The sequence below is a fragment of the Kitasatospora sp. NPDC056800 genome (assembly GCF_042789775.1).
GTDB lineage: Bacteria > Actinomycetota > Actinomycetes > Streptomycetales > Streptomycetaceae > Kitasatospora.
The window spans coordinates 46,130-72,222 of sequence record NZ_JBHUAL010000009.1; the positions used below are offsets into that span (position 1 = coordinate 46,130).

At 73.0% G+C, this 26,093-nt stretch carries 23 protein-coding genes; 4 read left to right on the forward strand and 19 right to left on the reverse strand.

Going from position 1 to position 26,093, the window contains the following annotated elements; translation table 11 throughout:
• Window positions 1–52 precede the first annotated feature (52 nt).
• From ACFRQN_RS03845 to ACFRQN_RS03860, 4 genes are all read right to left on the reverse strand, one after another.
• Window positions 53–781: an amino acid ABC transporter ATP-binding protein gene (locus tag ACFRQN_RS03845; RefSeq protein WP_220450147.1), complete on the reverse strand. Its 729-nt coding sequence runs from the start codon at window positions 779–781 to the stop codon at window positions 53–55.
• A 47-nt stretch (window positions 782–828) separates the two neighbouring features.
• Entirely contained in the window at window positions 829–1,074 is a 246-nt protein-coding gene (locus ACFRQN_RS03850; RefSeq protein ID WP_049649495.1) for a lipopolysaccharide assembly protein LapA domain-containing protein, read from the reverse strand.
• 156 nt (window positions 1,075–1,230) lie between these two features.
• A complete protein-coding gene (locus ACFRQN_RS03855; RefSeq protein ID WP_380737991.1) occupies window positions 1,231–3,003 on the reverse strand; it encodes an ABC transporter ATP-binding protein in 1,773 nt (590 codons plus the stop codon).
• Window positions 3,000–4,820, reverse strand: coding sequence for an ABC transporter transmembrane domain-containing protein (locus tag ACFRQN_RS03860; protein ID WP_380737993.1), 1,821 nt, complete (start codon window positions 4,818–4,820; stop codon window positions 3,000–3,002). Before ACFRQN_RS03860 ends, ACFRQN_RS03855 begins: the two co-directional genes overlap by 4 nt.
• Before the next feature lie 600 nt (window positions 4,821–5,420).
• Between ACFRQN_RS03860 and ACFRQN_RS03865 the strand changes: the two genes are divergently transcribed.
• The gene (locus tag ACFRQN_RS03865; RefSeq protein WP_074004369.1) at window positions 5,421–6,287 is read left to right on the forward strand and encodes an aldo/keto reductase; all 867 of its coding nucleotides are present in this window, start codon (window positions 5,421–5,423) and stop codon (window positions 6,285–6,287) included.
• Between the two features lie 192 nt (window positions 6,288–6,479).
• On the opposite strand, the gene ACFRQN_RS03870 is transcribed toward ACFRQN_RS03865, so the two are convergent.
• On the reverse strand, window positions 6,480–7,304 hold the full coding sequence (locus ACFRQN_RS03870; protein ID WP_053111942.1) for a MarR family winged helix-turn-helix transcriptional regulator: 825 nt from the start codon (window positions 7,302–7,304) through the stop codon (window positions 6,480–6,482).
• Window positions 7,305–7,749: 445 nt separating this feature from the next.
• On the opposite strand from ACFRQN_RS03870, the gene fabG reads away from it, so the two are divergent.
• Together fabG and ACFRQN_RS03880 are read left to right on the forward strand one after the other, a co-directional pair.
• Window positions 7,750–8,517 carry a 3-oxoacyl-ACP reductase FabG gene (gene fabG, locus ACFRQN_RS03875; RefSeq protein ID WP_380737995.1) on the forward strand — a complete coding sequence of 256 codons (768 nt, stop codon included), beginning with the start codon at window positions 7,750–7,752 and terminating at the stop codon, window positions 8,515–8,517.
• A 231-nt stretch (window positions 8,518–8,748) separates the two neighbouring features.
• Window positions 8,749–9,558, forward strand: coding sequence for a phosphatase PAP2 family protein (locus ACFRQN_RS03880; protein WP_241853035.1), 810 nt, complete (start codon window positions 8,749–8,751; stop codon window positions 9,556–9,558).
• Window positions 9,559–9,600: 42 nt separating this feature from the next.
• On the opposite strand, the gene ACFRQN_RS03885 is transcribed toward ACFRQN_RS03880, so the two are convergent.
• Window positions 9,601–9,870, reverse strand: a complete 270-nt coding sequence (locus ACFRQN_RS03885; RefSeq protein WP_380737997.1) for an I78 family peptidase inhibitor — start codon at window positions 9,868–9,870, stop codon at window positions 9,601–9,603.
• A 75-nt stretch (window positions 9,871–9,945) separates the two neighbouring features.
• Between ACFRQN_RS03885 and ACFRQN_RS03890 the strand changes: the two genes are divergently transcribed.
• Complete coding sequence (locus tag ACFRQN_RS03890) at window positions 9,946–10,218, forward strand: DUF6343 family protein (protein ID WP_380737999.1); 273 nt, start codon at window positions 9,946–9,948, stop codon at window positions 10,216–10,218.
• 110 nt (window positions 10,219–10,328) lie between these two features.
• On the opposite strand, the gene ACFRQN_RS03895 is transcribed toward ACFRQN_RS03890, so the two are convergent.
• From ACFRQN_RS03895 to ACFRQN_RS03955, 13 genes are all read right to left on the reverse strand, one after another.
• Window positions 10,329–11,729: an aspartate aminotransferase family protein gene (locus ACFRQN_RS03895; RefSeq protein ID WP_380738001.1), complete on the reverse strand. Its 1,401-nt coding sequence runs from the start codon at window positions 11,727–11,729 to the stop codon at window positions 10,329–10,331.
• Window positions 11,719–13,629: a 1-deoxy-D-xylulose-5-phosphate synthase gene (gene dxs, locus ACFRQN_RS03900; RefSeq protein WP_380738003.1), complete on the reverse strand. Its 1,911-nt coding sequence runs from the start codon at window positions 13,627–13,629 to the stop codon at window positions 11,719–11,721. The genes ACFRQN_RS03895 and dxs overlap by 11 nt, the downstream gene beginning before the upstream one ends.
• 138 nt (window positions 13,630–13,767) lie before the next feature.
• On the reverse strand, window positions 13,768–14,796 hold the full coding sequence (gene hpnH, locus ACFRQN_RS03905; RefSeq protein ID WP_049649487.1) for an adenosyl-hopene transferase HpnH: 1,029 nt from the start codon (window positions 14,794–14,796) through the stop codon (window positions 13,768–13,770).
• A 2-nt stretch (window positions 14,797–14,798) separates the two neighbouring features.
• Window positions 14,799–15,479: a hypothetical protein gene (locus ACFRQN_RS03910; protein ID WP_074004365.1), complete on the reverse strand. Its 681-nt coding sequence runs from the start codon at window positions 15,477–15,479 to the stop codon at window positions 14,799–14,801.
• The gene (gene shc, locus ACFRQN_RS03915) at window positions 15,476–17,500 is read right to left on the reverse strand and encodes a squalene--hopene cyclase (protein WP_049659813.1); all 2,025 of its coding nucleotides are present in this window, start codon (window positions 17,498–17,500) and stop codon (window positions 15,476–15,478) included. Before shc ends, ACFRQN_RS03910 begins: the two co-directional genes overlap by 4 nt.
• A 64-nt stretch (window positions 17,501–17,564) precedes the next feature.
• Complete coding sequence (locus ACFRQN_RS03920; protein ID WP_063780402.1) at window positions 17,565–18,653, reverse strand: polyprenyl synthetase family protein; 1,089 nt, start codon at window positions 18,651–18,653, stop codon at window positions 17,565–17,567.
• A 209-nt stretch (window positions 18,654–18,862) separates the two neighbouring features.
• The gene (gene hpnE, locus ACFRQN_RS03925) at window positions 18,863–20,296 is read right to left on the reverse strand and encodes a hydroxysqualene dehydroxylase HpnE (protein ID WP_380738005.1); all 1,434 of its coding nucleotides are present in this window, start codon (window positions 20,294–20,296) and stop codon (window positions 18,863–18,865) included.
• Window positions 20,297–20,423: 127 nt separating this feature from the next.
• Window positions 20,424–21,281: a presqualene diphosphate synthase HpnD gene (gene hpnD / locus ACFRQN_RS03930; protein WP_375876312.1), complete on the reverse strand. Its 858-nt coding sequence runs from the start codon at window positions 21,279–21,281 to the stop codon at window positions 20,424–20,426.
• Between the two features lie 41 nt (window positions 21,282–21,322).
• The gene (gene hpnC / locus ACFRQN_RS03935) at window positions 21,323–22,288 is read right to left on the reverse strand and encodes a squalene synthase HpnC (protein ID WP_117492544.1); all 966 of its coding nucleotides are present in this window, start codon (window positions 22,286–22,288) and stop codon (window positions 21,323–21,325) included.
• 272 nt (window positions 22,289–22,560) lie between these two features.
• Window positions 22,561–23,370 (reverse strand): ABC transporter ATP-binding protein, encoded by an 810-nt coding sequence (locus ACFRQN_RS03940; RefSeq protein WP_234348229.1) that lies wholly within the window; start codon window positions 23,368–23,370, stop codon window positions 22,561–22,563.
• Entirely contained in the window at window positions 23,363–24,304 is a 942-nt protein-coding gene (locus tag ACFRQN_RS03945; RefSeq protein ID WP_049649806.1) for an ABC transporter permease, read from the reverse strand. The genes ACFRQN_RS03940 and ACFRQN_RS03945 overlap by 8 nt, the downstream gene beginning before the upstream one ends.
• A 155-nt stretch (window positions 24,305–24,459) precedes the next feature.
• Entirely contained in the window at window positions 24,460–25,359 is a 900-nt protein-coding gene (locus ACFRQN_RS03950; protein ID WP_049649807.1) for a glycosyltransferase family 2 protein, read from the reverse strand.
• Window positions 25,356–26,093: a CDP-alcohol phosphatidyltransferase family protein gene (locus ACFRQN_RS03955; protein WP_049649827.1), complete on the reverse strand. Its 738-nt coding sequence runs from the start codon at window positions 26,091–26,093 to the stop codon at window positions 25,356–25,358. The genes ACFRQN_RS03950 and ACFRQN_RS03955 overlap by 4 nt, the downstream gene beginning before the upstream one ends.

Here is a 26,093-nt window from a genome sequence, read left to right on the forward strand (position 1 = left end):
ATCTTCCCGCGGGCCTCGCCGCCGGCGTCGTCTCACGGTTCACGGCGCCGCCTCAGTGCTTCAGGATCTTGGACAGGAAGTCCCGGGCACGATCGCTCTCAGGAGCGCTGAAGAAGTCCTCCGGGGCACGGTCCTCGACGATCCGGCCGTCGGCCATGAACACCACCCGGTTCGCGGAGGCCCGGGCGAAGCCCATCTCGTGGGTGACCACGATCATCGTCATGCCCTCGCTCGCGAGCTGGCGCATGACGTCCAGCACCTCGTTGATCATCTCGGGGTCGAGCGCCGAGGTGGGTTCGTCGAACAGCAGCGCCTTGGGGTCCATCGCCAGCGCGCGGGCGATCGCGACCCGCTGCTGCTGCCCGCCCGAGAGCTGCGCCGGGTACTTGGCCGCCTGATCGGCGAGGCCCACCCGCTCCAGCAGCGCGCGGGACTTGTCGTCCGCCTCCGCCCTGGGCCGGCCGCGGACCTTGATCTGCGCGAGCGAGACGTTCTGCAGCACGGTCTTGTGCGCGAACAGGTTGAAGGACTGGAACACCATGCCGACCTCGGCGCGCAGCCTGGCCAGCCCCTTGCCCTCCTCGGGCAGCGGCTGGCCGTCGATCAGGATGGTGCCGTTCTCGATCGGCTCCAGCCGGTTGATGGCCCGGCAGAGGGTGGACTTGCCGGAGCCGGACGGGCCGATGACGACGACGACCTCGCCGCGTCCCACCGTCAGCTCGATGTCCTGCAGCACGTGCAGGTCCCCGAAGTGCTTGTTGACCCCGCGCATCTCGATCAGCGGGGTGAAGGCCGATGCGCCGGCCGGGGCCGGCCCGGGGGCTGTGGTCACCTGCTGCGCCGTCCCTTCAGCAGCCAGCCCAGCGCGACGCCCGCGATCAGCGTGGCCAGCAGCGCGATCCAGAGCGGCGCGGTGACGGTGAAGACCCAGAACTGGATCTTGACCTTGTCGAGGTTGGCGAACAGGAACCACACGGCGAGGACGACGATGGCGCCGATCCCGATGTAGCGCGTGGGAATCCCGCCGATCTCACCGCGCGGGGAGCGGGACGAGCCGTCTGAAATCTTGGTCACCGGAGCAGTCTGCGGGCCGGGCGGCCGATTTGCCCGGTTACGCGCCCCTCCGGGCCAGGGAGTAACCCGTACGGGGCAATCCGGCCCCGTACGGGTTTGAAGCCCCCTCCTGCCGGGACGGCCCGCTCCCCGCTCGTCCCGCCCCGGGCCGTCGCGCTACCGCTCGTCCCGCCAGGACCGCCAGAGCGCCGCGTACGGACCGCCCGCCGCGACCAGGTCCGGGTGGCTGCCGTACTCGCTGATCCGCCCGCCCTCGACCACCGCGATCACGTCCGCGTCGTGCGCGGTGTGCAGCCGGTGGGCGATGGCGATGACCGTCCGGCCCTCCAGCACCCTGGAGAGCGAGCGCTCCAGGTGCCGGGCGGCCCGCGGGTCCAGCAGGGAGGTGGCCTCGTCCAGCACCAGGGTGTGCGGATCGGCCAGCACCAGCCGGGCCAGCGCCAGCTGCTGGGCCTGCGGCGGGGTCAGCGAGGTGCCGCCGGAGCCGACCTCGGTGTCCAGGCCCTCCGACAGGGCGTCCACCCAGGCCCCGGCCTCCACCGCGTCCAGCGCGGCCCGCAGCTCGGTGTCGTCCGCGTCGGGAGCGGCCAGCCGCAGGTTGTCCCGCAGGGTGCCGACGAAGACGTGGTGCTCCTGGTTCACCAGGGCGACCTGCGCGCGCACCCGCTCGGCCGGCATCCGCGCCAGCGCCGCACCGCCGAGGGTCACGCTGCCGCGGCCGGGGGCGTAGATCCCCGCCAGCAGCCGGCCGAGCGTGGACTTGCCCGCGCCCGACGGCCCGACCAGCGCGACCCGGCTGCCCGGGGCGACGTCCAGGCTGATGCCGTGCAGGACGTCGGCGCCCTCCCGGTAGCCGAACCGGACGTCCTTCGCCTCGACCCGACGGCCGTCCGGCCGGGCGGACTCGTCCCCCTCGTGCTCCGGCACCTCGCGCACGCCGACCAGCCGGGCCAGCGAGGCCTGGCCGATCTGGAGCTCGTCGTACCAGCGCAGGATCAGGTCCACCGGGCCGGTCAGCATCTGCGCGTAGAGCACGCCGGTGGTCAGCTGGCCCACGGTGATCCAGCCCCGGAGGGTGAACAGCCCGCCGAGCACCAGGGTGGCGAGCACCGCCGAGGTGTAGACCGCGTCGATGGTCGGGAACCAGACCGAGCGCAGCCACAGGGTGTACCGCTCCCAGGCCAGCCACTCGCGCAGCTTGCGGTCGGTCAGCCGGACCCGTTGGTCGCCCAGCCGCAGGGCCTCGACCGTCGGCCCGGCGTCGACCGTCTCGGCCAGCACGTTGCTCACCGCCGCGTACCCGGCCGACTCGCTGCGGTAGGACTGCGGCGCGCGCCGGAAGTACCAGCGGGAGCTGATCAGCAGCAGCGGCAGGCCGACCAGCGAGGTCAGTGCGAGCAGCGGCGAGGTGACCAGCAGCGCACCGAGCACCAGGAGCAACGACACCACGGCGACGGCGAGTTCGGGCACCGCCTCGCGCACCGACTTGTCCAGCCGGTCGATGTCGGTGGTGCCCCGGGAGACCAGGTCCCCGGTGCCGGCCCGCTCCAGCACCCCGGTCGGCAGGGCCACCGAGCGGACCAGGAAGTCCTCGCGCAGGTCGGCCAGCACCTTCTCGCCGAGCACCGCGCCGCGCATCCGCGACCAGCCGGTGAACGCCGCCTGCGCCACCAGGGCCAGCAGGTACCAGGCGACCGCCACCGTGATGGTGGACCCGGCCGTCCCGGTGGCCAGCGACTCGACCAGGCGGCCGAGCACCCAGGGCCCGACCAGCCCGGCCAGCGTGGCCGTCGAGTGCAGTGTCACCACCGCGGAGAACCCGCGGCGGTGCCGCCGCGCGAGCAGCAGCAGGTACCCGCGCACGGCGGCCGGGGAGCCGACCGGCAGGGTGGTGGCCGGCCCCTGCTCCTCCTGGACGGGGGGCTTCATGACGTACTCCTCGCGTGCGTGGCAGGGAAGTTGACGATGGTCCTCATGGCCCCACCCACCGGGCGGGCCGCTTCCTCGTCGCGGGTGACCACGGCCCGGTAGGCCGGCTCGGTCCGCATCAGCTCACGGTGCCGCCCGGCCGCGACGACCCGGCCCTCCTGCAGCAGCACCACCCGGTCCGCCTGGTCGAGCAGCAGCGGGCTGGTCGCGAACACCACGGTGGTGCGGCCGGCTCGGGTGTCCCGCAGCCCGGAGGCGATCCGCGACTCGGTGTGCGCGTCCACCGCGCTGGTGGGCTCGTCCAGCACCAGCACCGGAGGGTCCGCCAGCAGGGCGCGGGCCAGCGCGAGCCGCTGGCGCTGCCCGCCGGAGAGCGAGCGTCCGCGCTCGGTGATCCGGGCGCGCATCGGGTCTCCCCCGCACTCCGGCGAGCCCTCCACCAGGGCCTCCAGCACGTCGTCGGACCGAGCCGCCGCGAGGGCCTCGGCCGCCGGGACCCGCCCCGAGGACGGGATGTCGAACAGCTCGGCCAGCGTGCCGGAGAGCAGCACCGGCTCCTTGTCGTGGACCAGCACCGCCGCCCTGGCCTCGGCCAACGGCACCGCGTCCAGCTCCGTGCCGCCGAGCCGCGCCGAGGCCTCTGCCCGTTCGCCCTCGGCCAACGGCACGTGGCCGCCGAGCCGCTCGGCCAGCGCCCCGGCGTAGTCCGGGTCCCCGCAGACCACCGCGGTCAGCTCGCCGGCCCGCGCCGTCAGCCCGCTCGCCGGGTCGTGCAGGTCGGCCTTGTCCGGCCTGGCCAGCGCGGCCTCGGCCGTACCGGTGGTCCGGTCCAGCGAGAGCACCCGGACGGCCCGCCCGGCGGAGACCCGGGCCACGCTCCAGGCGTGCGCCGCCTCACCGAGGATGCGCAGCGGAGCGGCCAGGAAGGCCGTCGCGCCGTACACCGCGATCAGGGTGCCGACGGCGAGCTCGCCGGAGGCCACCAGCCGGGCGCCGTACCAGGTGACGCCGACCACGAACAGGCCCGGCAGCAGCACCTGTTGGGCCTGCATCAGCGACCAGATCCGGGACGACCGGACGGCCGCCGCCCGGACCTTCTGGGACGCGGCGCGGTACCGCTCCAGGAACAGCTCCTCGCCGCCGATGCCGCGCAGCACCCGCAGCCCCGCGACGGTGTCGGCCGCCAGCTCGGTGGCCTTGCCGCCGAGGGCGCGCTGCTGTTCGTAGCGCCGCTCGAACGGCCCGATCAGCGGCCAGACGGAGGCCGCCAGCACCGGGACGCCGAGCAGCACCCCGGCCCCGAGCACCGGATCGACCGTCAGGACCACCACGCTGACGGCCAGCCAGACGATCACCGCGGACCGGACCCGGGCGACCAGCTCGACGTACCAGCCGATCCGCTCGACGTCCCCGCTGCCGACCGCGACGACCTCGCCGGTGGCGATCCGGCGGGACAGCCCGGCCCCGAGGTGCGAGGCCTGCCGGGCCACCAACTGCCGTACGTGGGTGGCCGCGTGGATCCAGTTCCAGACCGCCTGGCGGTGCAACAGCACGGTGCCGACCGAAGCGCCCGCGCCCAGCAGCAGGAGGAGCCCGGCGGCCCGCCAGATCCCGCCGGCGTCGCCGTCCACGGCGGCCTGCACGCCGAGCCCGAGCGGTATCGGCAGGGCGGCCTGGCCCCCCATCTCGATCAGCGCCCAGAGGGTGGCGAGCAGCTGCCCGCGCCGCTGGCTGCGCTGCAGCCAGCGCAGGAAGGCCAGGGGTGAGGAGAGGTCGGGACGGCCGGGATCGGCCAGCGGCAGGGGGGTGAGCAGCATGACACTCCGATACGAGCGGTGCGCGGGTGCGGGGCACGGGCGCACAGGGGTGCGAGGGAGCCAGGAAGCAAGGGGAGCCGGGAAGCAGGGGGACCAGGGCGCACGGAACGCCTCAGCACCGTGCGCGCAGCACGCACGGCGACGGAACGGCAGGCGGCCCGGGCCGGCGGGCGGAGGATGCGCGGCGCTGCGGCACGGCGCCCGGCGCGACATCGACGCTGCGTCCGGAGCGGACACCGGACGGACATGGAATGGGCACGAAGGGCCCGGAAGTCAGGAGGTCATGGCCGCGAGCCTGCCAACCTCGATGTGATCCGCGCAACAGGTTTTTCCTCCGCCGACCGCGCGCGCCACGCCCCGCCCGCCACGCGCCGGGCCCGCACTCCCCCTGTGCGCCCCCGCGGGTTCCCGGCAGGCTTCCCGCGAGCCCCCCGCACGTCCCCCACCAGGGCGGTTCCGCCCCGTCACCGGCCGGCCGCCGCCCAGGCCAAACCCCCGCAAAGCTTCACCCAAGATTCGCCCGTTCGGCGGGAACAATCACACCGGGACACCAGTTGCCCCCACTGGAACAGCAGGACAATCAGGAGGGCACCTCTTCCCGTGAGCAGCATCCCCACCGTCACCCTCAACGACGGCGCGCAGATCCCGCAGCTCGGCTTCGGCGTGTGGCAGGTCCCGGACGCCGAGGCCACCCCCGCCGTCCGCGCCGCGATCGAGGCGGGCTACCGCTCCATCGACACCGCGGCCATCTACGAGAACGAGGCCGGCACCGGCGCGGCGATCACCGAGGCGCTGGCGGGCGGCGTGGCCCGCGAGGACCTCTACGTCACCACCAAGCTGTGGAACTCGGGCACCCGCGACTGGTCCGGCGAGCAGGGCCGCGACGCGGTGCTGCGCGAGTTCGACGCCTCGCTGGCCAAGCTCGGCCTCGACCAGCTCGACCTGTACCTGATCCACTGGCCGCGCCCGATGCACGGCGACAGCTACCTGAACATCTGGAAGGCCTTCGAGCAGCTGAAGGCGGACGGCAAGGTCAAGTCGATCGGCGTCTCCAACTTCGGCACCGAGCAGCTGACGCGCCTGCTGGACGAGGCCTCCGTCGCCCCGGCCCTGAACCAGGTCGAGCTGCACCCGTACTTCCCGCAGACGGAGCTGCGCGCGTTCCACGCCGAGCACGGCATCGCCACCGAGGCGTGGAGCCCGCTGGGCCAGGGCAAGGAGCTGCTCGCCGAGCCCGCGCTGGTGAAGATCGCCGAGAAGCACGGCCGCACGGTCGCCCAGGTGGTGCTGCGCTGGCACCTCCAGAGCGGTGTGATCGCCATCCCGAAGTCGGTCACCCCGTCCCGGATCCGGGAGAACCTGGACGTCGCCGGCTTCGAGCTGGACGCCGAGGACCTCGCGGCGATCGCCGCCGTGGCCACCGGCAAGCGGATCGGCCCGGACCCGCAGGAGTTCGACTGGAACTGACGCGCCCGGGGTCCCGGCTCCCGGGCCCCGAACCGTCTGAGCACCCGACCGGCTGACCACCGGTCGCACGAAGACCGCCCGCACCTCTACAGGAGCGGGCGGCCTTCGGTGTGCCCCGATGCGCCAAAGCCCATGGCCATGGACCCTCAGCGTTTTGGCGAATCGTTTTGGCTACGGTGGCGAACTTTTGACCTACAGCCTGCCCGCCTTGGCGATGAGCGCGAGCGCGGCCTCGTGCTCACCCTCCTCCAGCGGCGCCAGCAGCAGGCGCTGGACCTCGGCCACCCCAGCGGCCGAGCGGTGCAGCAGGTCCTGTCCCGCCGGTGAGAGCGAGAGCAGGTTGCGCCGTCCGTCCGAGGGGTCGCGCCGACGCTGCACCAGACCGCGGCGCACCAGCCGGCTGACCATCTCGGCCATCGTGGCCTTGTCCAGCGAGGCCAGCTCGCCGACCGTGCGCTGGTCGGCGCCCGGTTCCAGCTCCAACGCGTCCAGCACCGCGTACTGCGGAGCCGTCAGCTCGGCGCCCACGTGCTCCGACCAGAGCTTGGTGTGCACCTGCTGGCTCACCCTGATCAGGTAGCCGATCGCCCGCTGGGCGTCCAGTATCGGCCGCGCGTCGGTGATGACGGCGACCGCCGCGGGCTCCAGCCTGGCTATCTTGGCCATCACCCGGACGATCTCGACCTGTTCCTCCGCCGTGAGCGGTTCGAACAGGACGCGCTGAACGCGGACCACACCACCGGTGGCCTCGCGCACCGCCTGGGCGCCGCCCTGCGAGAGGGCCAGCAGCTTGCGCCGGCCGTCGGCCGGGTCGCGCCTGCGCAGCACCAGGCCACGACGGACCAGCCGCGCGACCATCTCGGCCATCGTGGCCTTGTCGAGCGAGGCCCGCTCGCCGACCGTCCGCTGGTCCGCACCCGGTTCCAGGGCCAGGACCAGCAGCACGGCGAACTGCGGAGCCGTGAGATCGGCTCCGACGTGTTCGGACCACAAGCGGGTGTGGACCTGCTGTGCCACGCGAATCAGGTGTCCTGGCGACTGCTGCAGTCGCGTAGACACGCGGGTTGTCGGGATCTCCCCCAGCACCATGTATCCGTCCCGATGTCACACCCGGTGTGTGTGGGACACCCGGGTGGGGCAGTAACGGCGAGTGGGCGTCCAGCTATGAGGGAGGGCGCTCCAGCCGTGCAGCCGGTGGCTGCTGGCGGACACTATACAAACGGCGGGCCCTTGCTGGCAGGCAGGGGCGGATAGTAGACGCAGGTTCGGCAACATTGGCATATTTACTCGCTGCGAACAGCTTGCAGTAACCCGTTCTCAGCAGAAAGCCGACCGGTCGGTCCTTACCCACCGTCACCTGCGTCTCTCCACCCTGGCCGCTCCCCCTACCCGCCGGTAGGGTGTGGCCACCCTCTCCGGGGGCTCTCCCCGGGAGGCACTCCCGAGAGAGACGAGAGCGAGCATGACCGAGCAGAGCACCGCCCCCCGGGTCGCCGTCGTGACCGGCGCCGCCCGCGGCCTGGGCGCCGCCACCGCCGTCCGACTGGCCGCCGACGGCTACGCGGTCGCCGTCCTGGACCTGGACGAAGCGGCCGGCCAGGAGACCGTCGACCGGATCACCGCCGCCGGCGGCAGGGCGCTCGCCGTCGGCGCCGACGTCTCGGACGGTGAGCAGGTCCAAGCCGCCGTCGACCGGGTGGCCGCCGAGCTCGGCGCCCCCGTCGTCCTGGTGAACAACGCGGGCGTGCTCCGCGACAACCTGCTCTTCAAGATGTCCGAGTCCGACTGGGACACGGTCATCAACGTTCACCTCCGCGGCGCCTTCCTGATGACCCGCGCGGTGCAGAAGCACATGGTCGACGCCGGTTTCGGCCGCATCGTCAACCTGTCCTCGTCCTCGGCCCAGGGCAACCGCGGCCAGGCCAACTACTCGGCCGCCAAGGCCGGTCTCCAGGGCTTCACCAAGACTTTGGCCATCGAGCTGGGCAAGTTCGGCATCACGGCCAACGCGGTCGCCCCGGGCTTCATCGCCACGGACATGACAGCAGCCACCGCGGCCCGGGTCGGCATGGACTTCGAAGACTTCAAGCGGGCCGCAGCCTCTCAGATCCCGGTCCAGCGGGTCGGTCAGCCCGAGGACGTCGCCCACACCATCTCGTTCCTCGCGAGCGAGGGCGCCGGCTTCGTCTCCGGCCAGGTGATCTACGTCGCGGGCGGCCCCCTCGACTGAGCACGGAACCTACACAGGGTTACCACGGAGTGGGAAGCCGGGCGCACCGGCCTCCCACTCCGTTTGCTTTACCGGGGCTTTTGCAGAACCATTCGACGACCACACTGGCTTTCGATCCTGAAATAGCGGAAATCACCCCTCGGACCACCCCTGGTCGGCCCAATTGTCGATTTCCCGGGAAAATGACAATTACCACCGGAATAGCCCTGTCCGGATGGGTAAGGTCACCCCGTGCAATCCAGAAGTACCCCCGTTCCCCTTCCGCGCCAGGGGCCGGAGCGCCGCACCGCCGAGACCGGCCGCCTGGACCGTCCCACCGCCCCCGCGCGCCACCTCGCCCCGCTCGGCCCCGACCCCGGCGAGCCCGGCTGGCCGCCGATGAGCCGACGGCAGGCCGCCCTCCTCGCCGTCACCCTGGCCGGCTACCTGCTGGTGCTGGCCGGTGTCCTGCTCAACACCGCGCTGGTCGACCTCGACTGGTCGGTCCGGCTGCTGCGCCCCTACGAGCGGTGGCCCCGACTGGAGCCGCTGCTCGACACCTGGGTGGTCGCCGGGCAGCGCGGCCCGTCGGCGATCGCCGCCTTCGTCTGGCTCGGCTGGCGGGCCCACCGCCTCGGCCGACTGCGCCCGCTGCTGGTCATGGGCATCGCGCTGTTGTTGCTCAACGTCACCGTCGGCGCGGTCAAGATCGTCACCGGCCGGCTCGGCCCGCACTATGCCCAGTACGTCGGCTCGCCCGAGCTCTTCTCCGGCGGCACCATCTTCCCCTCCGGCCACACCGCCAACGCGGTGGTCACCTGGGGCGTGCTCGCCTACCTCGCCGTCCGCTGGCGGCGCACCGGCGCGGTGATCGCCGCCGCCACCGCCTGCTCGATCGGTCTGACCACGGTCTACCTGGGCACCCACTGGGTCACCGACGTCCTGGCCGGCTGGGCCGCCGGACTGCTCGTCCTGCTCTCGCTGCCGCTGCTGGAACCCCTGGTCGCCGCCGCCGAACAGCGGCTCCACCGGCGCTTCGGCCGCCGGCACCTGCTCTGCTGAACCCGGGCCCGCCCGAACCAGAGCCGACGGGTCACCGCGGTCCTACCCCTCCCAACTGCGCTCGACCACACCGTTGCGCACCGCGAGGTTGAGCCGCCCCTGCCGGTACTCCATGGTCATCAGGTCCCCCGGCTCCAGCACCCGGACCGACGCCCAGCCGTGCCGCCGGGCCAACTCCCGGGCCCGCTCGATCCGCAGCCCCGCGTACCCCTCGCCGTCCTGGCCCGCCGCCCCCGAACCGGAGCCCGAACCCGAACCCGAACCCGAACCCGCCGCACCGGACCCCGCCCCCACCGCGTCCGAACCCGACATCGCGCCTCCCCCGGCTCGCTCCTCGGACGTACGCTGGAATCGTAGCCCGACCCACGCGGTCCGGAGGTGAACGGCATGCGCACCACCACCCCGCGCCGGTGGCGCAGCGGCACCGAGCCGGCCACCGCCCGCAGCGACCTCAAGCTCCGCTACCTGCTCTCGCTCACCTTCACCCCCTTGTTCGCGCTGGCCACGGCGGGCTTCGCCATCTGGGCGGCCGTCTCGCCCGCCTACGGTGCGCCCAGCCGGGGCACCCTCACCGGCTTCGCCGTGGCCTGCGGCCTGCTCACCCTGTTCGCCGTCGTCGATCTCGTAGTTGTCATCCGGCGCCGCCAGACCGAGCTCTGACGCGGTGTCTCCCACGGAGTGGGAAGTCGACCCGGCCGACTTCCCACTCCGTGCCGTCGACTTCCCACACCGTGCCACCCACGATCCCGACCCCGGCGGCCCCGGCAGCCTCAGCGCCCGCCGACCGCCTGCTTCACCAGCGTCCGCCCGAAGTCCCACATCAGCCCGCTCCCCCGGTGGGCCTCGTCCATGATCTCGGTGAAGGCGTCCACGAACCGGTCCACGTCACGCTCGGTGATGATCAGCGGGGGGATCAGCTTGATCACTTCCAGGTGGTCCCCCGACACCTGGGTCAGGATGCGGTGCCGCTGCAGCAGCGGCACGACCACCATCTGCGCGAACAGCCCCTTGCGCGCCGCCTGGAGCGCGGTCCAACCGGTGCGCAGCTTCAGCGACTTGGGCCGGCCGAACTCGATCCCGATCATCAGCCCGCGCCCGCGCACCTCGGCGAGCAGCTCGTACTGGTCGACCAGCGCGGTCAGCCGTCCACGGAAGTAGTCGCCCACCTTGCGGGCGTTCTCCACCACCTGCTCGTCGCCCATCACCTCCAGGGTCGCCAGCCCGGCCGCCATGGCCTGGGCGTTGGACCCGAAGCTGGCCGAGTGCACCAGCACCCGGTCCATCGAGGAGTACACCTTCTCGAAGATCCAGCCCTTGCCGAGCGTCGCCCCGACCGGCACGTACCCGCCGGACAGCGCCTTGGCGGCGCAGACCAGGTCCGGCAGCACGCCGTCCTCGTGCTGGTAGGCGAAGAACTCGCCGGTGCGGCCGATGCCGGTCTGCACCTCGTCGCAGATCAGCAGCGCCCGGTGCTCGTGGAGCAGCGCCTGGGCGGCCCGCAGCCAGCCGGGCGGCGGCGCCTGGACGCCCTTGCCCTGGATCGGCTCGACGATCAGCCCCGCGACGTCGCCGCGCTTCAACTCCTTGGCCAGCGCGCCGAGATCGCCGAGCGGGACGGCGGTGTCCGGCAGCAGCGGGTCGAAGCCCTTGCGGAAGCCGCTCTCCCCGTTGACGGAGAGCGAGCCGGTGGTCAGCCCGTGGAAGGCGTGGTCGGCGTACAGGATCCGCTTCCGCCCGGTGGCGTACCGGGCGAACTTGAGCGCCGTCTCCACCGCTTCGGTGCCGCTGTTGCCGAAGAACACCCGGTCCAGCCCGGGCGCGTACGACAGCAGCCGCTCGGCCAGCAGCCCGGGCAGCGGTGAGCAGTCGAAGCGGACCAGGTCCGGCAGGTCGAGGTCCATCACCTGCTGGACCGCCGAGCGCACCACCGGGTGGTGGCGGCCGAGCGCGAAGATGCCGAAGCCGGCCAGCATGTCGAGGTACTCGTTGCCCTCGGCGTCGTAGAAGTACTGGCCCCGGGCGCGCTCGTAGTACCTGTCGAAGCCGATGGTGCGCAGCATCCGCGGCAGCTGCGGGTTGAGGTAGCGGCCGTGCAACTCGTAGCGCTCGCCGCCGCGTTCGGCGATCAGCGCGGCGAGGTCGAAGGCGGGGCGGTCTGGTTCAGCCGGCATGGCGCGGGTTCGCTCCTCGGGTCGGTAGCAGGTTCTTGGCGAAGACGGCCGTCTGGGCGGCGACCCCGGTCCCGGTCAGCCCCGCCTCCTCCAGGATCTCCCCGCGCGAGGCGTGGCCGAGGAACTCCTGGGGCAGGCCGAGCACCCGCACCGGCACGTCCACGTCGGCGTCGCGCAGCGCCTGGGCGACGGCCGAACCGACGCCTCCGGTACGGCCGTTGTCCTCGACGGTGACCACCAGCCGGTGGGCGGCGGCGAGTTCGGGCAGCACCGGGTCGACCGGCTTGACCCAGCGCGGGTCGACCACGGTCGCGGTGAAGCCCTCGGCGAGCAGCAGCCGGGCCGCGTCCAGGCAGGCGGAGGCGGTGGTGCCGACGGCGACCAGCAGGATCTCGGGCGCCCGCCCGGTGCGCAGCAGCACGTCCACCCCGCCGGTCCGCTCGACGGCCGGCACCGCGGGCCCGACGTTCCCCTTCGGGAAGCGGACGACGGTCGGGGCGTCGCCGACCTCGACGGCCTCGCGCAGCTGGACGCGCAGCTGTTCCGCGTCGCGCGGCGCGGCGAGCCGCAGGCCGGGGACGACCTGGAGGATCGACATGTCCCACATGCCGTTGTGCGAGGCGCCGTCCGGCCCGGTCACCCCGGAGCGGTCGAGCACGAAGGTGACGCCCAGCCGGTGCAGGGCGACGTCCATCAGCACCTGGTCGAAGGCCCGGTTGAGGAAGGTCGCGTAGACCGCGACCACCGGGTGCAGTCCGCCGGTGGCCAGCCCCGCCGCGCTGGTGACGGCGTGCTGCTCGGCGATCCCGACGTCGAAGGTCCGCTCCGGGTAGGCCTTGGCGAACGGGGCCAGGCCCACCGGCTGGAGCATGGCCGCGGTGATCGCCACGAGGTCCGGCCGCTCGGCTCCGAGGGTGAGCAGCTCGTCCCCGAACACCGAGGTCCAGGAGACGCCGCCGCTGGGCGAGATCGGCAGGCAGGTGTACGGGTCGATCGGGTTGACGGCGTGGAAGCGGTCGGCCTCGTCCTGCTCGGCCGGCCGGTAGCCGCGGCCCTTGACGGTCAGGCAGTGCACGATGACCGGTCCGCCGAAGTTGCGGGCCTGGCGCAGCGCCTGTTCGACCGCGCCCAGGTCGTGGCCGTCGATCGGCCCGAGGTACTTGAGGCCGAGGTCCTCGAACATGCCCTGCGGGGCGAAGGCGTCCTTGAACCCCTTCTTGGCGCCGTGCAGCGCGTCGAAGATCGGCTGGCCGACCAGCGGGGTGCGCTGCAGGGCCTCCTTGCCCAGGGCGAGGAAGCGCTCGTAGCCCTGGGTCGTGCGCAGGGTGGCCAGGTGGTTGGCGAGGCCGCCGATGGTCCTGGCGTAGGAACGCTCGTTGTCGTTGACGACGATGACCAGCGGCCGGTCGCGCGCCTCGGCGATGTTGTTGAGCGCCTCCCAGGCGAGCCCGCCGGTGAGGGCGCCGTCGCCGATCACCGCGACGGTGTGCCGGTCGTGCTGGCCGAGCAGTCGGGCCGCCTTGGCCAGGCCGTCGGCGTAGGAGAGCGCGGTGGAGGCGTGCGAGTTCTCGACCAGGTCGTGCTCGGACTCGCCCCGCGCGGGGTACCCGGAGAGTCCGCCGCGCATCCGCAGCCGGCTGAAGTCCTGGCGGCCGGTGAGCAGTTTGTGGACGTAGCTCTGGTGGCCGGTGTCGAAGACGATCCGGTCGTACGGCGAGTCGAAGACCCGGTGCAGCGCGATGGTCAGCTCCACCACGCCGAGGTTGGGCCCGAGGTGGCCGCCGGTGCGGGTGACGGCCTCGATCAGGAAGTCGCGGATCTCGTCGGCGAGCAGGGGCAGTTCGACGGCCGGGAGCTTGCGCAGCTCGGCCGGGGACGTGACGCGGGAGAGCAGTGACATGGGTTCACCTCACGACTCGGAGCGGTGCGGTGGTGCCTCCACCCGGCCCGGGCGCGGGCCGGCCTGGCTGCGGGGGCGGAGCCGGCCCCGGGCGCGGGGCCCGGGACCGGGGTGCCGACCCGGAGGTCGGCTCCCCGCTCAGCGGCCCTTGTTGCCGTTGACGGTCTCGGTGATGGCGCGCAGCGACTGCTGCAGCGAGCCCATCGTCGCGAGGACGGCGGTCGGCTCGTAGCCGCAGTGGGCCATGCAGTTCTCGCAGCGCGGGTCCTTGCCGCGGCCGTACTTGCTCCAGTCGGTCTTCTCGACCAGCTCGCGGTAGGTCGGCACGTAGCCGTCGGCCATCAGGTAGCAGGGCCGCTGCCAGCCGAACAGCGAGTAGTTGGGGATGCCCCAGGGGGTGCACTCGAAGTCGGCCTTGCCCTCCAGGAAGTCCAGGAAGAGCGGGCTGTGGTTGAGGCGCCAGCGCTTGCGGTTGCCGTCGGCGAAGGCCGCGCGGAAGAGCGCCCTGGTCTGCTCGACGCCGAGGAAGTGCTCCTGGTCGGGGGCCTTCTCGTAGGCGTAGGCGGGCGAGATCATCATCTCGTCCACCTTGAGCTCGTCGTTGAGGTAGTCCAGCACCTCGATGACGGTCTGCGGGGTGTCGGTGTTGAAGAAGGTGCTGTTGGTGGTGACCCGGAAGCCGCGCCGCTTGGCCTCCTTGATCGCGGCCACGGCCTCGTCGAAGGTGCCCTCCTTGGCCACCGACTCGTCGTGCCGCTCGCGCATGCCGTCGATGTGCACCGCGAAGGTGAAGTACGGCGAGGGCGTGAACTTGTCCATCTTCTTGCGCATCAGCAGCGCGTTGGTGCAGAGGAACACGTACTTGCGGCGCTCGACCAGCTGCCGGACGATCTCGTCGATCTGCGGGTGCATCAGCGGCTCGCCGCCGGCGATCGAGACCATCGGGGCACCCGACTCCAGGACCGCGCCGACCGCCTGGGCGACGGGCATCCGCTGCTTCAGGACGCCCGCCGGGTGCTGGATCTTGCCGCAGCCCTCACAGGCGAGGTTGCAGGCGAAGAGCGGTTCCAGCTCCACGATCAGCGGGAACTTGTCCCGGCGCTTGAGCAGCTTCTGCTGCATGAGGTAGGTGCCGACCCGCACGGTCTGGCGCAACGGCATGGCCATGGCTAGCTCGCCTCCTGGGGGAGCGTCGAGGATGTGGGGTGGTTCAGGTCTACGGAGCCGGGCGCGCGCTCCTGCCGGTACCAGTCGACGAGGGCGGGTACCGTCGCCCGCAGGGTCCGCCAGGCGCGCACCCCGGCCGGGAGGGTGCCGGGCCGCAGCAGCTCGTGCTCGGGCGTGTCCACCACCACCCGCAGGACGGCCGCCGGCAGCACGGGCCGGACCTCGCGCAGCGCGGCCAGGACGGCGGCGGCCTCCATGTCGACGGCGAGCGCGCCCTGGAGGTGCAGCGCCCGCCGTTCGATGCCGCGCACCACGTGGTCGGCGGTGTGGTGCACGCCGGTGTGCACGGTCAGGCCGCGCTCCTTCAGCGCCCGGGTGAGCTCCGCGCCGGAGTCGAGCGGGTACAGGTGGCCCTCGGCGTCGCGCACGCCGTCGGCGGCGACCACGTCGCCGGGCAGGACGCCCGGGCCGAGCGCGGCGCCGAAGCCGGCCACCACCACGGCGCCGTAGCCGCTGGGCGCGGAGCCGAGCAGGCGCCGGACGGCCAGCCCGGCACGGCGCCGGCCGACCCCGGTGCGCACCAGCACCGGGGACCCTCCGGTCGCACCGCGCCAGTCTCCGCCGCGCAGGGCCCAGACCTCGGGGCCCAGGGCGCAGAGCACCAGCAGGGGCGCGGTGGTCACCGCGCCGTCCCGATCGCCGGGGTTCCGTCGGCCCGGATCGTGCCCGGGGCGCCGTTGAGGTAGCGGCCGAGCGCGGTGACCGGGAAGACCAGCCGGTACAGGTGGTAGTTGATGGAGAAGTCCCACGGGAAGCCGGTGCCGGTGAACTGCGGCTCGTCCCAGGTGCCCTCGGGCAGCTGGGTGCGCACCAGCCACTCCGCGCCGCGCTCCACCGCCGGGTTGGCCCGGTCCTTGGGCCCCTCGCCGGCCGCGAGCAGCGCCATCAGCGCCCACGCGGTCTGCGAGGCGGTGGAGTCGCCGCGCCCGGCCCAGCGCGCCGGGTCGTCGTAGGAGCGCATGTCCTCGCCCCAGCCGCCGTCGGCGTTCTGCCGGTCCTCCAGCCAGCGCACCGCCCGGCGGATCGCCGGGTGCTCGTCGGGGACGCCGGCCGCCACCAGGGCGGGCAGCACCGAGCCGGTGCCGTAGATGTAGTTGGTGCCCCAGCGGCCGAACCAGGAGCCGTCCGCCTCCTGGTTGCGCAGCAGCCACTCGATGCCGCGCCTGGTCCGGGGGTCGCGGGAGCGGCCGGTCTCGGCGAGCATCTCCACCACGTGCGCGGTGACGTCGGCGGACGGCGGGTCGACCACCTCGCCGAAGTCGCAGAACGGCAGCTTGTTGGGCAGCGTGCTGGTGTTGTCCACGTCGAAGGCGCCCCAGGCGCCGTTCTTGGACTGCATGCCGAGGTTCCACAGCACGCCCCGGTCCACCGCGCCGTCGACCTTGGCCGGGTCGGGGTGGGCGACCCGGCGCAGCGCGAGCACCACCTCGGCGGTGTCGTCGATGTCGGGGTAGGTGTCGTTCTCGAACTCGAAGGCCCAGCCGCCGGGGGCGAGCCCGGGCCGCTTCACGGTCCAGTCGCCGGGCTTGCGGATCTCCTCGCCGAGCATCCAGTCGACGGCGGAGACCAGCGCCGGGTGGTCGGCCGGCACCCCGGCGTCGACCAGGGCGATGGTGGCCAGGCAGGTGTCCCAGACCGGGGACTGGCAGGCCTCCAGCCAGCGCTTGCCGTCCTCGGTGTGCACGGTGAAGCGGTCGAAGGAGGAGAGTCCGGCCTTCATCACCGGGTGCTCCAGCTCGTAGCCCTCCAGGTGCAGGGCGATCAGCGAGTAGACGGCGGGGGGCTGGATGCCGCCCCAGCAGCCGTCGGCCTCCTGGCGTTCGACGATCCAGCGGCAGGCCTGCGAGAGGGCCAGTCGGCGCAGCGGGCGGAAGGCCCGGCGGTGGTAGGCGTGCAGCGCCTTGTCGAGGCGTTCGAACAGGCCGTCCCAGGTGGTGGCGGGGGCGAGCGGCCGGTGGGGGTACGGGTCGTTCGGGTCGGTGTGCAGCTCGGTGAGCGGGAAGGGCGCCGGACGGACCGGGCGGTGGGAGGAGACGACCGTCAGCGGGACGATGGTCTGGCGGGCCCAGCAGCCGAAGGCGTAGATGTTCAGCGGCAGCCACCTGGGCAGGAAGATGATCTCGGGCGGCATCTCGGGCAGCCGTTCCCAGGGCCACCAGCCGAACAGGGCGAGCCAGATCCGGGTGAACACCCGGGCGGCCGCGATGCCCCCGGCGGAGCGGACGTAGCGCGCGGCGGCCAGCATGTGCGGGGCTTCCGGGTCGTCCCCGGCCAGCTTGAGGGCGACGTACGCCTCGACGGTGGTGGACAGCTCGGGCGGCCCGCCGTGGAAGGTGGACCAGGTGCCGTCCTCGCGCTGCTGGGAGCGGATCCATTCAGCGGTGGCGCGGGTCTGCTCCTCGGTGCGGATTCCCAGGAACTGGCGGAGCAGTAAGTCCTCGGCGTCCATGGTGACGTTGGTCTCCAGGTCGCCCTTCCACCAGCCCTCGGACGACTGCAGGGAGAGCAGGTGGGTGGTGGCGCGGGCCAGGGCCTCCCGCGCGTCGGCCGGTCCGTGGTCCGTCTCACCGGCCGGCCGCGGCTGGTCGGTGTCCTCGGGCTGCCACCGCCCCGTGCCCAGCAGGGCCGGGGGGCGGTCGCCCACCGCGACCGGCTCGGAATCGTACTCAGGGTCGAGCCGGCCGTCCGCGGTTGCTGTCAACGTAACGTCACCTCTCTCGTACCACCACGAATTCGGCGAGTGCGACGAAGTGCTCCCGCACCTCGTCGGTCATGGGCACCTCGTCCAGGGCGGCGAGGGCAGTCGTGTGCTGGCGGCGGGCCTCCTCCCGGGTCCAGGCGCGGCCGCCGGCGTCCTCGATCAGCGCGGCGCGGGCGGCGAGCTCGGGCTCGCTCTCCTCCCCGCGTCCCTTCGGGTCGGCCAGCTCTTCGGCGAGCCGGCGCGAGGCCGCTCCGCCCTCGGCCAGGGCGGCGGCGACCGGAAGGGACTTCTTGCGCTGGCGCAGGTCCCCCCAGTGCGGCTTGCCGGTGACCTCGGTGGCGCCCCAGATGCCGAGCAGGTCGTCCACCGCCTGGAAGGCGAGGCCCAGGTGGTGGCCGTAGCGCTGGAGCGAGTCGGAGACCTTGTCGTCGGCGCCGGCCAGGACCGCGCCGATCGCCGAGGCGGCGGCCAGCAGTGCCGCCGTCTTGCCGCCCTCCATCTCCAGGCACTCGGCGACCGTGACGCTGTCGCGCTGTTCGAAGGCGACGTCCATGGCCTGGCCGTCGATCAGCCGGCGGGTCGCCGTGGTGAGCAGCCGGACGGCGCGCGCGGCGTCGGTGGCGCTCGCCCCGCCGGTCACGGCGGCGTCGAGCAGCACCTCGGTGCCGAGCGTCGCCAGGGCGTCGCCGACCAGGATCGCCTGGGCCGGCCCGAAGACCGTCCAGGCGGTGGCCCGGTGCCGTCGGGTCTCGTCACCGTCCATCAGATCATCATGGAGGAGGGAGAAGTTGTGCACCAGTTCAACCGCGACCCCACCGGGCACGCCGACCTCGGCCGCCGCGCCGGTGGCCCGGGCGGACAGCAGCGCCAGCGCCGGGCGCACGGCCTTGCCGCCGTCCCCCGTCACCGGGGTGCCGTCCCGGTCGATCCAGCCGAAGTGGTAGGCGGCGACGGTGTCCATGGGTGCGGCCAGTCGGGCGACGGCGGCCCGTAGCGGCGGGGTGCAGAGCGTACGGCTGCGGGCGAGCAGCTCCGGCACCGAGACCGGTTCGGCGTGCGCCGTGCCTCCGACGGCGTAGCCGGTGCGTGACTCCACGTGCGTTCCCTCTTCCTCGTGGTGCCGGGCCGCACGGGGCGGCCGGGCGCTGTCGGTGCGGCTGGTGTCGAATCGAGTGCCGGTGCCGGTGGTTCCAGCAGCGCCGGTGGTGCCGGTACGGCCGGCCGGGCCGCTCCCGGTGGATGCGCCGGTGCGCTCGACGGTACGCCCGTCGGCTCTGGCGGGCTCTCCGGCGGCGGGGCCCGCCGTCACCTGGGCCACCTCCCGTCGCCGCGGTCCACCGGCGTCCGGGCGCCGGCCGCGGCGAGCGCGGCGTCGGCCGCGGCGTGGCCGCTGCGCACGGCGCCCTCCATGGTCGCGGGCCAGCCGGTGGCCGTCCACGAGCCGGCCAGCAGCAGGCCGGGGACCTCGGTGCGGGCCGAGGGGCGCAGTGCCCCGTTGCCCGGCGCCGGGTCGAAGGTCGCGGTGCGCTCCCGGGTGACGAAGAAGTCCAGCACCTCGGCCTGGGCCGCGGCCGGCAGCAGCCGGCCCAGCTCGGGCAGGTAGCGGCCGCGCAGCTCGGCCACCGGCAGGTCGATCTCGTCCTGCGCGGCGGACTGCGACAGCGCCAGGTACTGGGCGCCCGGGTGGGCCCGGCCCGTCGGGGTGGCGGCCAGGCCGGAGTGCGCGGTGCGGTCGAAGACCCACTGCACCGGGGAGCCGAGCGCGGCGAAGAACGGCCGGCGCAGCACCTTGCGGTCGTAGACCACGTGCACGTTGAGGATCGGGGCGGTGCCGAAGCCGGCCAGCCGCTCCTGCCCGGGGACCGCGTTCGGCGGCAGCAGCGCGGCCGCGCTGTCCTGGGCGCCGGCCAGCACGACGGTGTCGGCGGTGAGCAGCTCCCCGCCCTCCAGCCGGACGGCGTGCTGCGGCGCGGCCGGCTTCAGCTCGGCCACCCGGGACCGCAGCAGCACCCGGACGCCGGCCCGCTCCAGCTCGGTGAGCGCCCGGTCGTGGTGGATCACGCCGAGCGGGACGGCGGCGGTGCCGATGTCCGAGGCGCCCGGGTCGGAGAGCAGACCGGTCTTGAACACCATCCCGGCGAGCGCCAGCGAGACCTGGTCGGCCCGGGCGTTCAGGGTGGCGACGCCGACCAGGTCCCACAGGGCGGCCTGGGTGGCGGCGTTCTGCCCGTTGCGGCGCAGCCAGTCGCCGAAGGAGACCTCGTCCAGGGCCGGGTCCGCGAGGTCCAGGCCCCGCAGGGCGAGCGCGCCGCGGACCACCCGGGCGCGGTCGGCCGGGGACAGGTGCGGGTAGCGGGCCAGGCTGCCGGCCAGGTGCAGCGGGACGGGCAGGCCGGCCCGGCGCAGCCGGCCCAGGGTGCGCACCGGGGCCGCCGGCGGCCCGGTGACGGAGAGCACCGGGATGTCGAGGCGGTCCTGGAGGTGGACCAGCCGGGAGGCGCCGAGGCGCTCCAGCAGGCCGCGGTAGGCGGTGCAGCAGCGCAGGTAGACGTGCTGGCCGTTGTCGACGGTGAGCTCGCCGCGCTGGAAGGAGAAGGCCAGGCCGCCGAGCCGGGGCCGCCCCTCCGCGAGGGTGACCCGGTGGCCCGCCTCGGCGAGGCGCAGCGCGGCGGTGATCCCGGCGAGGCCGCCGCCGACCACGACGGCGGCCGGGCGCGCGGCATCGGCTCGCCCGGTCATCGGCCCTCCCCCTCGCGGTCGGTGGACCGCCCGGGGGCGGTCCCTGAAGAAGATCCTCGTTTGTTCAACACGGAACTACCCGCACGTGATTCCCAGCTGACACAGCGTGACAGAACTGTTGCGAGAATCAAGAACGCCCCCCGGCGAGCCCGGAAAGCGCCACGTACGCCTTCTCCCAGCCCGGCAGCGAGACCCGGCCGCGCAGGACCGACTCCGGTTCGGCGGCGATCCGGCCGAGCAGCCGGTGGTAGATCCCGGCCATCGCGGCGGTGCAGGCGCGGCTGCGGCGGTCGAGCATCGGCAGCAGCCGCAGGCCCTCCTCGAAGGCGGCCTGGGCACGGGCGGCCTCGAAGGCCACCAGGCCGGTGAAGTCCGCGCCGACCGGCGGCTCGGGCAGGGCGAAGCCCTGCTCGCAGCCGAACCGGACCAGGTCCTCGGCGGGCAGGTAGGTGCGGCCGGTCAGGGCGTCCTCGCGCAGGTCGCGCAGGATGTTGGTGAGCTGCAGCGCCAGGCCCAGGGTGTCCGCGTAGCGCGCCCCGAGCTCCGGGTCGTCGCAGCCGTAGACGCCCAGCGAGAGCCGGCCGATCGCGCCGGCCACGCAGCGGCAGTAGACCTTCAGCTCGTCGTACGTCTGGTACTCGGCGCCCTTGAGGTCCATCTCGACGCCGTCGATCAGCTCGTCGAAACCGCCGAGCGGGATCGGGAAGCGCCGGGCCGCGTCGGCCAGGGCGACCTTGATCGGGTCGGTGTCGTCGTCGGCGACCACCCCGGAGCGGACCTCGTCCACCAGCTCCCGGGTGCGCACCAGCGCCTCGGCCTTGCGGTCGTCCGGGAGGTCGCCGTCGCCGATGTCGTCCACCCGGCGGGCCAGGGCGTACAGGGCCGACATGGCCAACCGCTTGGGTTCTGGCAGCAACCGGATGCCGTAGCTGAAGTTGCGCGCCTGCAGTCCGGTGACTGCCTCGCAGTACCGGTACGCCGCCATGACCTGGGCCGACGCCAGTGGTGATGCCGCCACGCGGGCGTTCACCTTCCCTTCGCGAAGATGGCCGCCGCCTTCGCTGCGAGGCGGCGCTTGTCCGGCTTCGCCTGCTGGGCGAGCACGTCGTACCCGGCGTCCTCGACGGCCGCCAGGGCCGCATAGCCGCCTGCGGTGAATCCCGCCAGGAGCAGTCGAAGCCTCCCCCGAACCGTACCTACCAATGGTGCGCCGCGGTCGAGCAGGGTGCGGGCCCGCTCGACCTCGAAGGCGATCAGCTCGCGCACCGCGCCGTCGGCGGAGGGCGCGGCCAGGTCGGCCTCGGTGACGCCGAAGCGGGCCAGGTCCTCCGCGGGCAGGTAGATCCGGCCGTGGGCCAGGTCCTCGGCCACGTCCTGGATGTGCTCGACCACCTGGAGGCCGCTGCAGACGGCGTCGGAGAGTTCGGTCCGCTCGGGGGTGGAGACGCCCGCGATGGCCAGCACGAGGCGGCCGACCGGGTCGGCGGAGAGGGTGCAGTAGCCGATCAGGTCGTCGAAGGTGGCGTAGCGGGAGGTGGTCTGGTCCACCCGGTTGGCCTCGATCAGACGGCGGAACGGTTCGGGGGTGAGGCCGTGCCGGTCGACCAGCGGGACGAGCGCGCTCATCAGCGGGTGGCGGGGGCGGTCCGCGCCGGCCGCTCCGGAGCCGCCGGCGGTGCGCAGGGCCGTCTCGAAGACCCGGTCGAGGTCCTGCTCCAGTCCGTCGAGCAGGGCGAGCCGGAAGGCGGTCTCCTGCGGAGCCGGCGGGCCGGACTGGTCCGAAGGGGTGGCGGGGGGCGTCTGCTCGACCCCGAGCAGCCGGGCGGTGGCGGCCGGGTCGGCCAGGTCGCCGTCGCCGGCGTCGTCGACCAGGCGGGCGAAGCCGTACACCGCCATCAGGTCGTCGCGCCAGGCCGCGGGCAGGAAGAACGGGGCGACGGGGAAGTTCTCCGCGCCCGCCTTGTCCAGGGTCTGTCCTGCGGAACCGTTCACCGGCGTATCTCTGGGCTGGGCCGAAGCCGACACTGCTGTCACTCCCCCGTTCTACACCGCTTGGCACGACCGGTCCGACTCGGACACGCGTCCGAGCGCGGGCGTCACGCACGGCACACCGCCCCCGCGACCACCAGGCTGACACGCCCGGGCGCGCCGGAGAAGAGCGCCCCGCCGGGGCACCGGGCGCTCGCCTCCGCGCCGGGCGGCGGGAAAGGCGCGGGGCCGGCTCCGGAAGCTCCGGAACCGGCCCCGCGGGAGTGTGACGGGGACTACGGTCGCTCGCCGCGCTCGTAGCGGCTCACGACCTCCTCGGTGGGTCCGTCCATGACCAGCTCGCCGGCCTCGATCCATATGGTCCGCTCGCAGACCTCGCGGATCGAGTTGTTGTCGTGGCTGACCAGGAAGACCGTACCGGCGGACTTGCGCAGCTCGTCGATCCGCCGCTTGCTGCGCTGCTGGAAGGCCTGGTCGCCGGTGGCGAGGGCCTCGTCGATCAGCAGCACGTCGTGGGTCTTCGCGGCCGCGATCGAGAAGCGCAGCCGGGCGCCCATGCCGGAGGAGTAGGTGCGCATCGGCAGGGAGATGAAGTCGCCCTTGTCGTTGATGCCGGAGAACTCGACGATGTCCTGGTAGCGGGCCCTCACCTGGGCCGGGGTCATGCCCATGGCCAGGCAGCCGAGGACGACGTTGCGCTCACCGGTGAGCTCGTTCATCAGCGCGGCGTTGACGCCCAGCAGCGAGGGCTGGCCGTTGGTGTAGATGCCGCCCTTCTCGGTCGGCAGCAGGCCGGCGATGGCGGCCAGCATGGTCGACTTGCCGGAGCCGTTGGAGCCGATCAGGCCGATCGCCTCGCCCTTGTACGCGGTGAAGCTGATGCCCTTGACCGCGTGCACCTCGCGCACGCCGGAGGCGCGCTTGCGGCTGATGATGCGGCTCAGCGCCGAGGTGGCGCTGCCCTTGCCGGAGCCGGCGCCGTGCACCTTGTAGACGATGTGCACGTCGTCGACGACGACGGTGGGCTCGCGGGCGACGTCCGCGTCCGTGACGGTGTCGTTGTTGCTCAGGTCGATGTCAGCCACGGCCGTACTCCTCCTCGGCCTTCCAGAAGAAGACGTATCCGACGACGAACATGCCCACGCCCCAGGCCAGGCCGTACGCCCACTGGTGCGGCGGGAGGGTCTGGTGCACCGGCTGGTGCGGGTTGTAGATGACCGGCGCGAAGGCGTGCCGCAGCAGGTCCATGTAGATCGACGCCGGGTTGAGCGACATCAGCGTCTGGATGTAGTGCGGCCAGTGCGTGATCTTGTCCTGGATGCTGAACATCACACCGGACAGGAACATCCAGGCGCGCATCACGAACGGGATCAGCTGGGAGATGTCGCTGGTCCGGGAGCCGAGCCGGGCCATCACCAGGGAGATGCCGGTGTTGAAGAGCGTCTGCAGGAGCAGCGCCGGGATGATCAGCAGCCAGGTCCGGCCCGGGGTGATGCCGGCGGCGAGCACGGTGACGACCAGGACGACCATCGAGATCAGCAGCTGCTGGAGCTGGATCACGGTGAAGGCGATCGGGAGGCTGGCCCGGGGGAAGTGCAGCGCCCGGATCAGCCCGAGGTTGTCGGAGATCGCCCGGGTGCCGGCCTGCACCGCGTTCTGGGTGAACTGGAAGACGAAGACGCCGATGCACAGCCAGGCGATGTAGGTGTTGTCCGGGAAGCCCTGCTTGCTCGCCAGGATCACGCCGAAGACCAGGTAGAACACCGCGCAGTTGAGCAGCGGGGTCACCACCTGCCACAGCTGGCCGAGCTTGGCGTTGGTGTACTGGGCCACCAGGCGGGCGGTGGCGAAGGCCCAGATGAAGTGGCGCCGGGCCCAGAGCTGCTTGGAGTAGGCGAACAGGCCGGGACGGGCGCCGCTCACCGCCAGACCGTACTTGTCCGCAAGCTGCTTGGGGGTCAGGCCCGCGTCCGCCCCCCTGGGGGCCGAGAGGCTGACGGGTTCACTCACTGTCGACACATTCGTCCTTCACGCGGGATCGGTCGGGGCGGCCGGTCGGCGGGGTCCGCCGGTCGTGCGCCGATGGGGATCCACTGGGATCTCGGGGGAGCCGGCCGGTGTGTGGGCACCGGCCGCAGCGATCGATCATCCGATGCGGATGCCATCAGATGTGATCAGATGATCGGAGGTCGGCCCAGCCTGGTCAGTCGCCAGACGGTACGCCACCGCATGGGCCGCCGCGCACCGCAGGGTTCGCGCCAGCCCGCCCGGAACCCGCCCCACCAGGCCTTCAGCGCCTCCGGGGAGGGGCGGCGGGCCAGGGTCAGCAGGAACCAGGTTCCCAGATAGAGAGGCACCAACAGGGCCGGAAGGTTCCGCCTCGCGAGCCAGACCCGGTTGCGGGCCACGTTGTGGAAGTAGCTCGCGTGGCGGGCGGGCGAGGTCGTGGGGTGGTGCAGCACCACGTCCGCCCGGTAGTCGATGGCCCAGCCGGCGTCCAGCGCGCGCCACGCGAGGTCGGTCTCCTCGTGGGCGTAGAAGAACTCGGCGGGCAGCTGCCCGGCCTGCTCGAACACCTTGCAGCGCACCGCGCTCGCGCCGCCCAGGAAGGTCGTCACCCGGGACGAGCGCAGCGGGTCGCTGGCGCGCAGCCGGGGGACGTGCCGGCGCTGGGTGACACCGGTGTCCGGGTCGGCGATCCGGAAGGAGACGATGCCCAGCTCCGGGTCGGCGGTGAAGGCCTCGCGCAGCAGGCGGGCCGAGTCGGTGCGCGGCAGGTTCCCGTCGTCGTCCAGGAAGAGGACGGCGTCGACCTCCGCGCCGTCCCGGCCGAACAGCTCGATGCCGACGTTGCGCCCGCCCGGGATGCCCAGGTTCTCCGGCAGCTCGACGGTGCGCACGCCCTCCGGCAGCGGGGGCAGCTCCACGCCCTGGCCGACCACGGCCAGCTCGACCGCCGGGCCCTCCTGGGCGCGGACGGCCTCGATCAGGGCGTTGAGCTCGGCGGGCCGGTTGCCCATGGTGATGATCACGGCGCCGAGGCGGAAGTCCTCCGCGGTGCCCGGCGCGCTCATCGCAGCCTGCTGGAGAGGACGATGCTCAGCAGGTGCAGCACGGTCTGGAGCATCGCGATCGCGGCCAGGACGACCACCGCGAGCCGGGTGAAGAGCAGTCCGCCGTGCACGGCGTCGGCGACGCCGGCGGCCAGGATGAGCAGTGAGGCCTCGACCGCGCCGACCAGGCGGTGGAACTTCAGGAAGGAGGCCGCCCGGCGGGCCTTGGCGACGGAGGCCGAACGCGGCACCGAGGCGCTGTCCTCGACGGCCGTCAGGCCGCTGCGGGCGCGGGCCACGTCCACCAGGTCGGTCTCGGACTTGATCAGGATCGCGCCGAGCGCGGCCAGGGTGCCGAGGAAGGCCCACTCCCAGTGCGACCCGGTGCCCTCGCGGTGCAGCAGGTCGGTGGCGCGCAGGCCGAGGCCGGTCAGCAGCGCCGCCTCGGACATGTAGTGGCCGACCCGGTCCAGGTAGACGCCGGTGAGCGAGGTCTGCCGCCGCCAGCGGGCCACCTCGCCGTCCACGCAGTCCAGCAGCAGGTAGACCTGGATCAGCAGGGCGCCCAGGACGGCGCCCGCGATGCCCGGCAGGACCAGCGCGGCACCGGCCAGGATGCCGGTGACCATCATCAGGTACGTCAGACCGTTGGGCGTGATCGCCGTCACGGTGGAGAGCACCCGGGTGATCCGCAGCGAGATCTTCCGCATGTACAGGCGACCGGCCCAGTGCTCGGCACTGCGGCGCTGGAGCAT